This window comes from Haemophilus influenzae (assembly GCF_900475755.1).
GTDB lineage: Bacteria > Pseudomonadota > Gammaproteobacteria > Enterobacterales > Pasteurellaceae > Haemophilus > Haemophilus influenzae_D.
This window is the reverse complement of the sequence record NZ_LS483411.1, coordinates 973,456-986,498: the sequence shown is the minus strand read 5'-3', so window position 1 is coordinate 986,498 and position 13,043 is coordinate 973,456. Positions and strand designations below refer to the sequence as shown.

At 38.3% G+C, this 13,043-nt stretch carries 13 protein-coding genes, 1 other RNA gene and 1 pseudogene; 10 read left to right on the top strand and 5 right to left on the bottom strand.

The window, feature by feature from the left end; all coding sequences use genetic code 11:
• The first annotated feature begins 57 nt into the window (after positions 1 to 57).
• From trxB to cydC, 3 genes are all read left to right on the top strand, one after another.
• On the top strand, positions 58 to 1,014 hold the full coding sequence (trxB, locus tag DQN24_RS04930; protein ID WP_005627209.1) for a thioredoxin-disulfide reductase: 957 nt from the start codon (positions 58 to 60) through the stop codon (positions 1,012 to 1,014).
• 61 nt (positions 1,015 to 1,075) lie between these two features.
• The gene (cydD, locus tag DQN24_RS04925; protein ID WP_111695473.1) at positions 1,076 to 2,836 is read left to right on the top strand and encodes a heme ABC transporter permease/ATP-binding protein CydD; all 1,761 of its coding nucleotides are present in this window, start codon (positions 1,076 to 1,078) and stop codon (positions 2,834 to 2,836) included.
• Positions 2,836 to 4,566, top strand: a complete 1,731-nt coding sequence (gene cydC / locus DQN24_RS04920) for a heme ABC transporter ATP-binding protein/permease CydC (protein WP_021035464.1) — start codon at positions 2,836 to 2,838, stop codon at positions 4,564 to 4,566. The genes cydD and cydC overlap by 1 nt, the downstream gene beginning before the upstream one ends.
• 20 nt (positions 4,567 to 4,586) lie before the next feature.
• Here cydC and ffs read toward each other — a convergent pair.
• An RNA gene (ffs, locus tag DQN24_RS04915) (signal recognition particle sRNA small type) lies at positions 4,587 to 4,685 on the bottom strand.
• A gap of 129 nt (positions 4,686 to 4,814) precedes the next feature.
• On the opposite strand from ffs, the gene nrdG reads away from it, so the two are divergent.
• The gene (gene nrdG / locus DQN24_RS04910) at positions 4,815 to 5,282 is read left to right on the top strand and encodes an anaerobic ribonucleoside-triphosphate reductase-activating protein (protein WP_005657221.1); all 468 of its coding nucleotides are present in this window, start codon (positions 4,815 to 4,817) and stop codon (positions 5,280 to 5,282) included.
• A 99-nt stretch (positions 5,283 to 5,381) separates the two neighbouring features.
• Here the strand turns inward: nrdG and DQN24_RS04905 are convergent, their stop codons facing one another.
• The 4 genes and pseudogenes from DQN24_RS04905 to pmbA all read right to left on the bottom strand — a co-directional run bounded on the left by DQN24_RS04905 (position 5,382) and on the right by pmbA (position 9,144).
• On the bottom strand, positions 5,382 to 6,704 hold the full coding sequence (locus DQN24_RS04905) for an L-cystine transporter (RefSeq protein ID WP_005690669.1): 1,323 nt from the start codon (positions 6,702 to 6,704) through the stop codon (positions 5,382 to 5,384).
• A 94-nt stretch (positions 6,705 to 6,798) separates the two neighbouring features.
• Positions 6,799 to 6,963, bottom strand: a pseudogene (locus tag DQN24_RS09085) (LysE family transporter); the annotation flags it as partial.
• A gap of 86 nt (positions 6,964 to 7,049) precedes the next feature.
• The gene (gene hpt, locus DQN24_RS04895) at positions 7,050 to 7,589 is read right to left on the bottom strand and encodes a hypoxanthine phosphoribosyltransferase (RefSeq protein WP_021035468.1); all 540 of its coding nucleotides are present in this window, start codon (positions 7,587 to 7,589) and stop codon (positions 7,050 to 7,052) included.
• A gap of 199 nt (positions 7,590 to 7,788) precedes the next feature.
• On the bottom strand, positions 7,789 to 9,144 hold the full coding sequence (gene pmbA, locus DQN24_RS04890) for a metalloprotease PmbA (RefSeq protein ID WP_111695472.1): 1,356 nt from the start codon (positions 9,142 to 9,144) through the stop codon (positions 7,789 to 7,791).
• Positions 9,145 to 9,232: 88 nt separating this feature from the next.
• On the opposite strand from pmbA, the gene yjgA reads away from it, so the two are divergent.
• Genes yjgA through rapZ form a run of 6 tightly spaced genes read left to right on the top strand, consistent with a single transcriptional unit; the run spans position 9,233 to position 13,027 of the window.
• Complete coding sequence (gene yjgA, locus DQN24_RS04885; protein ID WP_111695471.1) at positions 9,233 to 9,769, top strand: ribosome biogenesis factor YjgA; 537 nt, start codon at positions 9,233 to 9,235, stop codon at positions 9,767 to 9,769.
• A gap of 49 nt (positions 9,770 to 9,818) precedes the next feature.
• On the top strand, positions 9,819 to 10,427 hold the full coding sequence (gene lptC / locus DQN24_RS04880) for an LPS export ABC transporter periplasmic protein LptC (protein ID WP_021035471.1): 609 nt from the start codon (positions 9,819 to 9,821) through the stop codon (positions 10,425 to 10,427).
• The gene (lptA, locus tag DQN24_RS04875; RefSeq protein WP_011272405.1) at positions 10,408 to 10,926 is read left to right on the top strand and encodes a lipopolysaccharide transport periplasmic protein LptA; all 519 of its coding nucleotides are present in this window, start codon (positions 10,408 to 10,410) and stop codon (positions 10,924 to 10,926) included. The genes lptC and lptA overlap by 20 nt, the downstream gene beginning before the upstream one ends.
• A gap of 3 nt (positions 10,927 to 10,929) precedes the next feature.
• Positions 10,930 to 11,655, top strand: coding sequence for an LPS export ABC transporter ATP-binding protein (lptB, locus tag DQN24_RS04870; RefSeq protein WP_021035473.1), 726 nt, complete (start codon positions 10,930 to 10,932; stop codon positions 11,653 to 11,655).
• Between the two features lie 2 nt (positions 11,656 to 11,657).
• Positions 11,658 to 12,152, top strand: coding sequence for a PTS IIA-like nitrogen regulatory protein PtsN (gene ptsN / locus DQN24_RS04865; protein WP_021035474.1), 495 nt, complete (start codon positions 11,658 to 11,660; stop codon positions 12,150 to 12,152).
• A gap of 17 nt (positions 12,153 to 12,169) precedes the next feature.
• Complete coding sequence (rapZ, locus tag DQN24_RS04860; protein ID WP_021035475.1) at positions 12,170 to 13,027, top strand: RNase adapter RapZ; 858 nt, start codon at positions 12,170 to 12,172, stop codon at positions 13,025 to 13,027.
• Positions 13,028 to 13,043 lie beyond the last annotated feature (16 nt).

Genomic DNA, 13,043 nt, shown 5'->3' with positions numbered 1-13,043 from the left:
CAGTAAAATGCAACTTATTGCATTATATTATTACTTAACTACAAACAAGGATTCTTTATGTCAGATACCAAACACGCAAAACTTTTAATTTTAGGCTCAGGCCCTGCTGGTTATACGGCAGCCATTTATGCAGCACGTGCAAACTTAAAACCAGTATTGGTAACGGGTTTACAACAAGGTGGCCAGCTTACCACTACAGATGAAATTGAGAACTGGCCAGGCGATTTTGAGATGACTACTGGTTCAGGTTTAATGCAACGTATGTTGCAACACGCAGAAAAATTTGAGACAGAAATCGTTTTCGATCATATCAATCGCGTAGATTTATCTTCTCGCCCATTCAAACTTTTTGGCGATGTGCAAAATTTCACTTGTGATGCGTTAATTATCGCAACAGGTGCCTCTGCACGCTATATTGGCTTACCTTCAGAAGAAAACTACAAAGGTCGTGGTGTTTCCGCTTGTGCAACCTGTGATGGATTCTTTTATCGTAATAAACCAGTCGGTGTGATTGGTGGAGGAAATACTGCGGTGGAAGAAGCCCTTTACTTAGCCAATATTGCAAGTACAGTGCATTTAATCCACCGTCGCGATAGCTTCCGTGCGGAAAAAATTCTTATCGATCGTTTGTACAAAAAAGTGGAAGAAGGAAAAATCGTTCTTCATACTGACCGCACTTTAGATGAAGTATTAGGCGATAATATGGGTGTAACCGGATTGCGTTTAGCCAACACAAAAACTGGCGAGAAAGAAGAACTCAAATTAGATGGTTTATTCGTGGCGATTGGTCACTCGCCAAATACGGAAATTTTCCAAGGGCAACTAGAATTGAATAATGGCTATATCGTTGTAAAATCTGGTCTTGAAGGCAATGCAACAGCCACTTCTGTGGAAGGCGTGTTCGCAGCAGGCGATGTAATGGATCACAATTATCGCCAAGCCATTACCTCTGCAGGGACTGGTTGTATGGCAGCCTTGGATGCAGAACGCTACTTAGATGCTCAAGAAGCATAAATTTTCTAGCTAATTCCCCTCTTTTAAAAGAGGGGAACTTTTTCTATATCTCGATAAACCTATGAATAAAGTTCGTCAAAAATATTTACAACAATGGCTTCGCGCACAACAAGAACCTATCAAAAAATTAATGCGTGCAAACATTGCTCTCGCTACGCTTTCTGCACTCATTTTAGTCGCGCAAACTTATTTTCTTGCGACTTTGCTCGATAAACTGATTATGCAAAATGTGCCTCGTGATGAACTTATTCCTTATTTTCTCGGGCTAATTATCGGCTTCGGGATGCGTGCCATTATTTTATGGGTAAGAGAAAAAATTGGCTTCCGAAGCGGACAATTATTACGCAACCATATTCGTCAAAAAATTCTGGATAAAATCCATCTTGTCGGTCCTGCGACAATCAATCAAAAACCAGCTGGAAGTTGGGCAAGCATTATGTTAGAACAAGTAGAAAACTTACATAATTTCTATGCCCGTTTTCTGCCTCAACAAAGCCTTTCAGCCATTGTTCCAGTGGTTATTTTCATTGCTGTATTTCCGTTGAACTGGGCTGCAGGCTTAATCTTAATGATTACCGCACCGCTTGTTCCTTTGTTTATGATCATTGTCGGTATTGCTGCGGCTGACAACAGCCAAAAAAATATGGATACCCTTTCTCGCCTAAGTGCCCAATTTTTAGATCGCTTACGCGGCTTAGAAACCTTGCGTCTTTTTAACCGCACTTCTGAACAAACTGAGCATATTGAAAACGCCACTGAAGATTTTCGTGAGACCACAATGGATGTGCTAAAACTCGCTTTTCTCTCTTCTGCTGTATTGGAATTTTTTACCTCTATTTCCATTGCACTGATGGCGGTCTATTTTGGTTTTAGCTACTTAGGTCAAATTGAATTTGGCACCTATAATGCACCGCTTACACTTTTCACAGGTTTCTTTTGTTTAATTCTTGCACCTGAATTTTATCAACCCTTGCGTGATCTCGGCACTTATTACCACGACCGCGCAGCGGGTATTGGTGCAGCAGATGCCATTGTTGATTTCTTAGAAGCTGATTATTTAACCGTTCATCAAAATGAAAAAACAATTTCTTTAGAAAGTGCGGTTGAAATTTCTGCCGAAAATTTAGTGGTGCTTTCGACACAGGGTTCAGCATTAACCAAGCCGTTAAACTTCCAAATTCCAGCAAATCACAATGTTGCACTTGTAGGACAAAGTGGTGCAGGTAAAACTTCATTAATAAATGCTATTTTGGGCTTTTTGCCTTATGAGGGCTCGCTCAAAATTAATGGTCAAGAACTTCGCGAAAGTAATCTAGCTGACTGGCGCAAACATATTGCGTGGGTAGGACAAAATCCATTGTTATTACAAGGCACAATTAAGGAAAACTTACTACTTGGCGATATTCAAGCCAACGATGAAGAAATTAATCAAGCGTTAATGCGTTCTCAAGCGAAAGAATTTACCGATAAACTTGGACTTCATCACGAAATCAAAGATGGTGGATTAGGCATTTCTGTGGGACAAGCGCAACGTCTTGCCATTGCTCGTGCCTTGTTACGCAAAGGCGATTTGCTTCTGCTTGATGAACCAACCGCAAGCCTAGATGCGCAATCAGAAAATCTTGTTTTGCACGCACTGAATGAAGCAAGCCAGCATCAAACTACACTGATGATTACACATCGAATTGAAGATTTGAAACAATGTGATCAAATTTTTGTGATGCAACGAGGAGAAATAGTACAGCAAGGTAAATTTGCCGAATTACAACATGAAGGTTTCTTTGCTGAATTGCTCGCTCAACGACAACAGGATATCCAATAATGCGCACATTACTTCCCTTTATACGTTTATTTAAATTCGCCAAATTTCCGCTTATTTTAGGCTTAGTGCTGATGATTTTAGGCTTAGGCTCTAGCATGGGCTTGCTTACCGTTTCAGGCTGGTTTTTAGCCGCTACAGCCATTGCAGGACTAGGCACTCTATTTAACTTTTTCTACCCTTCAGCCAGTGTGCGAGGTTTAGCTATCGGACGAACCGTCATGCGCTATTTTGAAAAAATAGTGACGCATGATGCAACATTCCGCATTTTGTCCAAATTACGCGTACAAGTATTTGAAAAAATCATTCCTTTAAGTCCAGCAGTGTTAAATCGTTATCGTAACAGCGATTTGTTAAATCGTTTAGTGTCCGATGTGGATACACTTGATAGCCTCTATTTACGTTTACTTGCACCATTTTTCACGGCTGCATTTGTGACTATTGCTATAACGATTGGACTTAGTTTTATCAATATTCCACTTGCACTGGGTTTAGGTTTATTTTTGTTAATTTTATTAATAATTATCCCAACTGTTTTCTATCGACTAGGACAGCAATTTGGCGAACGCTTAATCCAAGCACGTGCGACCTATCGAACCCAGTTTTTAGAATTTATCCAAGCACAAGCTGAGCTTTTATTATTTAATGCAGAAGATAAATTAAAAGAGAAAATGTCAGCCACAGAAAAAACATGGCAGGAAGATCAAGCCAAAGAAGCAAAATTAAGCGGATTTTCTACCGCACTTGTTCTCTTTCTTAATGGTTTGTTGATTTCTGGAATGCTATGGTTTGCAAGTAACGCCGATTTTGGCACAGATGAATATCGCACGGCTTATATTGCACTTTTCACTTTTGCTGCACTTGCCGCCTTTGAGATAATCATGCCATTGGGTGCAGCATTTTTACACATAGGTCAAGTTATTGCGGCAGCAGAGCGAGTGACCGAAATCATTGAGCAAAAACCGCTTGTCGAGTTTAATGGTAACGAGGAATTTGAAACAAAAGTGCGGTTAATTTCAGCAAATAATTTAAGTTTTTCCTATCCCGAACAAGAAACGCTTGTATTAAAAAATCTTACATTAGATTTAGAACAGGGCAAAAAAATTGCTATTTTAGGCAAAACTGGAAGTGGGAAATCTTCACTTCTTCAACTTTTAGTACGCAATTATGATGCAAATCAAGGCGAGCTTTTATTGGCAGAAAAACCAATTTCCGCCTATTCAGAAGAAACATTACGCCGCCAAATTTGTTTTTTAACTCAACGTGTTCACGTATTCAGCGATACACTTCGTCAAAATTTACAATTTGCAAGTGCGAATAAAATTTCTGATGAAAAAATGATTGAAGTGCTACATCAAGTTGGCTTAAGCAAATTACTTGAGCAAGAAGGAAAAGGTTTAAATCTTTGGCTGGGAGATGGAGGTCGTCCACTTTCTGGCGGAGAACAACGCCGTTTAGGTTTAGCACGTATTTTACTCAATAATGCACCAATTTTATTATTGGATGAACCAACAGAAGGTTTAGATCGCGAAACTGAACGTCAAATTTTACGTTTAATTCTGCAACATGCCGAAAATAAAACCCTAATTATGGTCACTCACCGTCTAAGTTCAATTGAACAATTCGATAAAATTTGTGTAATTGATAACGGAAGATTAATCGAAGAAGGCGATTACAGTAGCTTAATCACAAAAGAAAATGGTTTCTTTAAAAGATTGGTTGAGCGAGTATAAGAAAAGGAAGTTGGGCGGAAACCTTCCCAGCTTCTTCTCGGCACACAGTAATTCCGACTTTGGCTGCTTTCTTCCGAACCTGACCGAGTAAACCAGACACCGTTGCGAGAGACCGAGAAAGTTTCCATTGATATCGCAAATGCGATTGCTCGCTATTATGCAGAATTTATTGCCTTATTGCAAAGATTAATTCAAAAGTGCGGTGAATTTGACGAGAATTTAAGCCACATTTTCAGGATTTTTATGAAATGAACTACCTACAATACTACCCGACCGATGTTATCAATGGCGAAGGCACAAGATGCACACTTTTCGTCAGTGGCTGTACGCATGCTTGCAAAGGTTGCTATAACCAAAAAAGTTGGTCATTTTCAGCGGGTGTATTATTTGATGAAGCAATGAAACAACAAATCATCAATGATTTAAAAGACACTCGCATTAAACGCCAAGGGCTGACGCTTTCAGGTGGCGATCCACTTCATCCCCTCAACGTAGAAACATTATTGCCATTTGTGCAACGCGTAAAACGAGAATGCCCCGATAAAGATATCTGGGTTTGGACGGGTTATAAGCTAGATGAATTAGATGAACAACAACGTGCTATGTTGCCTTATATTGATGTATTAATTGATGGGAAATTTATTCAAGAACAGGCAGACCCAAGTTTAGTTTGGCGAGGTTCCGCAAATCAAATTATTCATCGATTTAAGTTATAAAACACTGAAAAAAACCACCGCACTTTTTAGTCAAAAGTATTGAGCGATAAAAAATCTGCAACTGAATTCTCAATTGCAGATTTTTTTATTGATTTCCAGTTACTTATTTAGCAAGCGATCCGTAATCGTGCCTGCCACCATGGCACCGTTTACGTTAAGTGCGGTACGTCCCATATCGATGAGCGGTTCGATGGAAATGAGTAAACCGATTAATTCCAGTGGTAAACCTAACGTAGATAGCACGACGATAGCGGCGAATGTGGCTCCGCCACCTACGCCTGCGATGCCGAATGAAGAAATGGCGACCACGAAAATTAAGGTTAGAATGTAGCTGAAGCTAAAAGGGTCAATGCCGACCATTGGGGCGACCATTACAGCAAGCATCGCTGGATAAATGCCGCCACAGCCGTTTTGTCCGATAGTGGCACCGAATGTGGCAGCAAAGTTGGCGATGACATTGTTGTTACCTAATTTTGCGGTTTGCGTTTCAATATTTAACGGAATTGTCGCCGCACTTGAGCGAGATGTAAACGCAAAACTTAAGGTTGGCAACACTTTTTTGTAGTAATCCACAGGATTGACTTTAACGAAGAACAATAAAATGCCGTGAACCACAAACATTAAGGCAATAGCAGCATAAGAAGCCACAATAAAATTGCCCAAATTGACAATATCCGCCCATTTTGAGGTGGCAGCCATTTTAATCATCAACGCAAACACGCCGTAAGGGGTTAAGCGAATCACAAAACGCACCAAACGCATCACTAATTTGTTTAAAGTTTCTACACCTTGTGCAATTCGTTCGCCAAGTGCTTGATCTTCTTTGCCTAAACTCAAAGCCGCCACGCCAAGTAATGCTGAGAAAATTACGACACTAATAATGGACGTTGGGTTGGCACCCGTGAGATCAGCAAAAGGATTTTTCGGAATAAAGGACACCAACATCGCAGGCACAGTTAAATTAGACACTTGCCCTGCTTTATCTAACACTTTGCCTTGAGCCGCTAATTCACGATCGCTCACAATTAATCCTGCCGCCGACACATCAAATAAATGCACCATCGCAATCCCAATTGCAGCGGAAATGGCGGTGGTAATCAGCAAGGTGGATAACACGCCAACGCTGACTTTGCCCAATGATCTGGTTTGATTGATACGAGCGATAGCAGATAAAATCGACACGAACACCAACGGCATCACGATCATCTGCAATAAACGAACATAACCGTTACCGACCACATTGATCCAATCTAAAGTTTTGTCTAACAAAGGTTTTTCAAAAGCGGATTGCAATACCGCACCAAAAAGCAAACCGAGCAATAAACCGATAAATACCGTTTGCCCTAATTTTTCGGTTTTGCGATATAGCTGTGCTAACAGCAATAAAAAAGCAATAAATATCGCCAAATTGACTAATAACATAAAAAATCTCCAAAACTGATTAAAGTGTTTGGAGACTATCAACTTCAGCAAAAATAACAAGTTTTCTTTCGTTATATTTTATACGTTTTGGTAATTAAAATGCGGCTGCAGTGGCTAGCACGCCTGAATAAACTAAATAGCCGCCGAAAAATAAGAAAATTGCCCCTGCAAGATTATCAATATAACGGCTGTATTTGCTGTAAAAAGATTTAGCAAGTGATCGAGAAAATAGCAATGAAATGAAATGAAATGAAATGAAATGAAATGAAATGAAATGAAATAATATAAAAAAGTGCGGCTAAAAATTCATTTAAAATTTCAACCGCACTTTTCAATAAAATCAAATTATTCTTCTAAAACAACTTTACCGATATAGCCTAAATTACGATGGCGTTGCGCGTAATCGATACCATACCCCACCACAAATTCATCAGGAATTTCAAAACCAACCCATTCAACAGGCACTTCCACTTCGCGGCGAGAAGGTTTATCAAGTAACGTACAAATTGTAAGGCTCGCAGGCTCACGTAAATTCAAAATATCACGCACTTTTTCCAACGTATAGCCCGTATCAATAATATCTTCCACAATTAAAACGTGTTTACCTTTTATATCGCCGTCCAAATCTTTGGTAATACGAACGTCGTGATTCGTGGTCATACCTGTGCCATAACTTGAAGTTGTCATAAATTCAATTTCCACAGGTAAATTTATCTGACGAACGATATCCGCCATAAACATAAAGGAACCACGTAAAAGCCCTACGACAACAAGGCTATCGATCTGTTTTTCTTGATAAAATTTTGTAATTTGAGCACCTAATTCAGCAATACGTGTATGAACATCATTCTCTGAAATTAAAACATCTACGTAGTGTTTTTTCATTGTGTTTCCTTATGAAATGACAGAAGATAAAATCGTTTGCTATTTTACAAAAAAAAGACTGAAGTTTAAACCTTCAGTCTTTTTCAACCCTAACGAATTTACTTTCTACTCTACCTGTTGGAGCAACAACAGATGTGCGTATAGTAACAGATATTTAGTCATTGTCAATAAGAATTATTCTCAATTTCAAAAATATTTCTTAATTTCCAGAAATTTTCATTTTATCTAACAAAATAGAACCAGTTTGAATATTAGAACGATGCTCTATATCGTCAGCTACAGCAACCATATTCTTCAACATATCTTGTAGTTGCCCCGCAATGGTAATTTCGGCGACGGGATATTGAATTTCACCATTTTCCACCCAAAAACCTGATGCGCCACGGGAATAATCGCCAGTAACAATATTGACACCTTGTCCCATGACATCCGTTACTAACAATCCAGTTTCCATTTGACGTAAAAGTGCGGTCAATCCTCCAGTTAAATTTGGCTTAACAAGCCAATTGTGAATTCCACCAGCATGACCGGTACTTGGCATACTGAGTTTTTTACCGCTGTAACTTGTCACTAAATAAGTTTGTAATACCCCATTTTCAACAATTTCACGATCTTGCGTACGAACACCTTCACTATCAAAAGGCGTAGAAGCTAAACGGCGTAATAAATGTGGTCGTTCACTAATATTAAACCAATCTGGTAAGACCTGTTTATCTAAATGATCGAGCAAGAAACTCGATTTTCTATATAAACTGCCACCACTTATTGCAGCAGCAAAGTGAGAAATAAGACCAGTTGCAACATCATTTAAGAAAATGACGGGCACTTCGCGTGTACTAAGTTTCTGAGGATTTAAACGAGAAACGACTTTCTTTGCACAATTTTCGCCAACCCAAATTGGCGATTGGAGTTTGTCGAATTCACGAGAAATTGTATATTCGTAATCATTTTCTAAGGTATCTTCTACGCCACCAATAACCGAACAAGATAAAGAATAACGGCTTGATAAATAACTTTGCAACATACCGTGACTATTACCATACACTTTCACGCCTGTATGTGAATTAAAACTTGCTCCGTTGCTATTTACGATGCATTTATCCGCTTGCAAAGCGGCTTGTTCTGCTTGAAGTGCCAATTCCGTCGCTTTATCAACATCTATATCAGCAGAATGATAAAGCTCTAAATCAGGTGCATTAAAAGCCATTAAATCCTTATCCGCAAGGCCTGTGCAATCATCGGGTGAAGTGTATTTTGCAATTGCAAGTGCGGCTTCTACCGCATTTCTAATTGCGCTTTCGCTTAAATCGGAAGTAGAAGCATTGCCTTTTTGTTGCCCCATATAAACGGAGATCCCCAATGCGCCATCATTAGTAAATTCTACGTTTTCAATTTCTTGCAAACGAGCAGATACGGATAAACCGCTCACTTTTGTGACCGCGACTTCTGCACTTGCGCCAGCTTTCGTTGCTAACGCCACTGCAAAACTGACGGCTTGACGTAATTCTTGTTCTTGTGCTTTTAAAAGTGCGGTTGAATTTTCGGCTGTTTTCATTATTTTTTCCTATTAAAAATTTTCAACATTTTATCTTATTTTTAAAGTTTATGGTAAAATGCACGCCAATTTTCATAAAGGATAAAAAATGGCAAAACGTAAGAAAAAAGAAGTTTTCGATTGGGAAGATGAAGATCAAGAAGAAATTATTTGGGTGAGTAAAAGCGAAATCAAACGCGATGCGGAAGATTTAAAACAACTTGGCGAAAAGATTGTCAATCTCACGAAAAACAATCTGGCAAAAATTCCACTTAATGAATCCTTACTTGATGCCATTGAACTTGCACAGCGTTTACAAAAAGAAGCTCGCCGCCGTCAATTACAATATATTGGTAAATTATTGCGTGGAATTGATGTTGAACCTATTCGTGAAGTCTTAGATAAAATTAAAAATAAGCATAATCAACAACAAGCTATGTTGCACAAAATCGAAAAAGTGCGCGATGAATTGGTGGAAAAAGGCGATGTGGCTTTAACTGATTTACTAAATGATTATCCTGATGGCGATCGTCAGCAACTACGCAATCTGATTCGTTCTGCACAAAAAGAACGTGAACAAAATAAACCATCAAAAGCCTATCGAGAAATTTATCAAATGCTCAAGGTATTAATGTTGGAAGATTAAAAACATTGAAATTTTCATCCGCACTTTGTGGATAAGTGATTGAAATAAAATGAATATTCGTTGGAATGTAATTTTGGGCGTTATCGCACTTTGTGCTTTGGCGTGGTTTTATTCCTTAAATCAGGAAACCGCAGATTTATCTGAACTTGTGAAAAAACCAGATAGTCCTGATTATGTGGGTTATAAAATGGAAACAACGGTTTTTTCCCCTGAGGGTAAAAAACAATATTTGGCTTTATCCGATAAAATTGAGCATTATACAGTCAATGAACAAACCCTTTTTACCGCGCCTTTAGTTTATTTATATCCCACAACATCAAATGAAAAGGAACAAAATTCCAATCAAAATGTAGATTTTTTTAGCACACAAAACTGGAAATTAAGCGCAAATCAAGCAAGATTGACAAAAGATCAAATATTGTATTTAGAGGGTAATGTCGTCGTGCAAAGTTTAACATCAGATTCTCGTTTGCAACGCATTGAAACAGAATCAGCGGTCGTCAATTTAAAAACACAGGATATGACTTCCGAAACACAGGTTAAAATTAAGGGTAAAAATTTTAGTTCTACAGGATTAAAATTAGTCGGAAATTTACGCCAACAAGTGGCGACATTAAAGGAACAGGTAAAAACATATTATGAAGTTAGTAAGCAATAAAATTCTTTTTCTTGCAACGATGGTATTAGCATCAAGTTCAGCTTTTGCATTGAAAGATGACGTTAATCAGCCGATAAATATCGTTTCGGATAATCAATCCTTAGATATGGAAAAAAGTGTAGTGACATTCACAGATAATGTAGTAATTACACAGGGATCTATCATCATTAAAGCAAATAAAGTTGTTATCACTCGTCCTGCTGAAAAATCAGGGAAAAAAGAAACTGTAGAAGCATTCGGTACGCCAGTCACATTCCATCAACAGTTAGATAATGGCACTCCAATAGATGGAAAAGCAAATAAAGTTCATTATGATCTTGGCAACGAATTTTTAACATTAACTAACAATGCCGAATTAAAGCAGCTTGATAGTAAAATTAATGGCAGTGTTATTACCTATGATGTGAAGAAACAACAACTTAAAGCTAATGGTAATGGAAAATCACGGGTAACAACAGTTCTTATTCCATCTCAATTACAACAAGCTAAAGGGAAGTAATCTATGTCAATTTTGACTGCAGAGAATTTAGCTAAAAGCTACAAAAGTCGTAAAGTTGTTTCGGATGTCAGTTTAACCGTAAATTCTAATGAAATTGTCGGTTTGCTCGGGCCAAACGGTGCAGGTAAAACAACCACGTTCTATATGGTTGTTGGGCTTGTTCGCCAAGATCAAGGCAAAATTGTTATTGATGGCGAAGACATTAGTTTGCTCCCAATGCATAACCGAGCGCAACGTGGCATTGGTTATTTACCGCAAGAAGCCTCGATTTTTCGCCGTTTGACTGTCTATGAAAATTTGATGGCGGTATTGGAAATTCGTAAAGATTTAACCCCACAACAACGTCGCGAAAAAGCAGATGAATTAATTGAAGAATTTAACATTGCTCATATTCGAGATAATTTAGGGCAAGCCTTATCAGGCGGCGAACGTCGTCGTGTGGAAATCGCACGTGCCTTAGCGGCAAATCCAAACTTTATTCTATTAGACGAGCCTTTTGCTGGTGTAGATCCTATTTCTGTGAGCGATATTAAAAAAATTATCACCGACTTACGTAACCGAGGATTAGGTGTTTTGATTACCGATCATAATGTTCGTGAAACCCTTGATGTTTGCGAACGCGCTTATATTGTTGGTGCAGGTAAAATTATCGCAACAGGTACACCAGAACAAGTGATGAACGATGAACAGGTTAAACGTGTTTATCTTGGCGAACAATTCAAATTATAAAAATGAAAATAACTGAATTATTAAGCCCTGAGAATATTCGTCAGGGCGTTAGTTTTTCTAGCAAAAAACGATTATTTGAGTCTATTGCGCATTTTGTAGAAGAACAAATCTTTGCAGAACAAGGCGAACAAGCCTGTTTTGAATGCCTTTTTGAACGCGAAAAACTGGGTAATTCTGGTTTAGGAAATGGGATTGCAATGCCAAAAGCGAAAATCCCCGTAACAGTATCAGATAAAGCAATTGCAGTGTTTATGCAACTCGATAATCCGATTGATTACGATGCTTTTGATGGTAAACCAGTGGATTTAATCTTTGCCTTACTGATTCCAGAAAATCAATGTGAAACCTACATTCCAGTTTTAGCATCATTAATAGAAAAACTGACTGATAAAAATGTGTTGAAGCAATTACGTTCAGCTAAAAGTGCGGATGAAATTTGGCAAGTTTTTGAAATTATCGATCAATCGGAAACAACACTTGAAGAAGTGAAAGAATAATTACAGTGGGGAAATTTATGGAAATTATCATTATTAGTGGGCGTTCTGGCGCAGGAAAATCTGTAGCCTTACGAGCATTAGAAGATACAGGATATTACTGTGTTGATAATATTCCTTTAGATTTGCTTCCTCAATTGACTGATATTCTGTCTCAATCTCAATCTTCGGTCGCCATTAGTCTTGATATTCGTAATATTCTAAACCCCGCTAATTCTCTTGAGCAAACGCTTTCAACATTACAAAAACATCATCAGATTAAAATCATTTTCTTAGAGGCTGATCGCGCCACCCTGATTCGCCGATATAGCGATTCACGCCGTTTGCACCCACTTTCATTAAAAGATTTATCTCTTGAAGCTGCAATAGATGAAGAATATCGCTATCTTGAGCCATTAATTCAACACGCAAATCTTATTCTTGATACCACCCATCTTTCTACGCATACTCTTGCAGAACGATTACGCGAATTTTTACGCGGTAATAGTGAAAAAGAATTAAAAATTATTGTTGAATCTTTTGGTTTTAAATATGGAATTCCTTTAGACGCTGATTATGTTTTCGATGTACGATTTTTGCCTAACCCCCATTGGGATCCAACATTACGCCCAATGACTGGATTAGAAGCCCCTGTCGCAGAATTTCTAAATAGTCATACAGAAGTCAATGAATTTATTTATCTCACTCGCAATTACATTGATACTTGGTTGCCGATGTTAGAAAAAAATAATCGTAGCTATTTGACGATTGCCATTGGATGTACTGGGGGAAAACATCGCTCCGTTTATATTGCCCAACAATTAGGCGAATATTTTCAAGCCAAAGGAAAAACGGTACAAATTCAACATAAATCCTTAGAACGGAACAAAAAAATATAAAAAGTGCGGTCATAGA

Excerpts from the sequence above, each read along its gene's own strand:
- trxB (WP_005627209.1), top strand. The coding sequence starts at position 58 with ATGTCAGATACCAAACACGCAAAACTTTTAATTTTAGGCTCAGGCCCT.
- cydD (WP_111695473.1), top strand. The coding sequence starts at position 1,076 with ATGAATAAAGTTCGTCAAAAATATTTACAACAATGGCTTCGCGCACAA.
- cydC (WP_021035464.1), top strand. The coding sequence starts at position 2,836 with ATGCGCACATTACTTCCCTTTATACGTTTATTTAAATTCGCCAAATTT.
- nrdG (WP_005657221.1), top strand. The coding sequence starts at position 4,815 with ATGAACTACCTACAATACTACCCGACCGATGTTATCAATGGCGAAGGC.
- DQN24_RS04905 (WP_005690669.1), bottom strand. The coding sequence starts at position 6,704 with ATGTTATTAGTCAATTTGGCGATATTTATTGCTTTTTTATTGCTGTTA.
- hpt (WP_021035468.1), bottom strand. The coding sequence starts at position 7,589 with ATGAAAAAACACTACGTAGATGTTTTAATTTCAGAGAATGATGTTCAT.
- pmbA (WP_111695472.1), bottom strand. The coding sequence starts at position 9,144 with ATGAAAACAGCCGAAAATTCAACCGCACTTTTAAAAGCACAAGAACAA.
- yjgA (WP_111695471.1), top strand. The coding sequence starts at position 9,233 with ATGGCAAAACGTAAGAAAAAAGAAGTTTTCGATTGGGAAGATGAAGAT.
- lptC (WP_021035471.1), top strand. The coding sequence starts at position 9,819 with ATGAATATTCGTTGGAATGTAATTTTGGGCGTTATCGCACTTTGTGCT.
- lptA (WP_011272405.1), top strand. The coding sequence starts at position 10,408 with ATGAAGTTAGTAAGCAATAAAATTCTTTTTCTTGCAACGATGGTATTA.
- lptB (WP_021035473.1), top strand. The coding sequence starts at position 10,930 with ATGTCAATTTTGACTGCAGAGAATTTAGCTAAAAGCTACAAAAGTCGT.
- ptsN (WP_021035474.1), top strand. The coding sequence starts at position 11,658 with ATGAAAATAACTGAATTATTAAGCCCTGAGAATATTCGTCAGGGCGTT.
- rapZ (WP_021035475.1), top strand. The coding sequence starts at position 12,170 with ATGGAAATTATCATTATTAGTGGGCGTTCTGGCGCAGGAAAATCTGTA.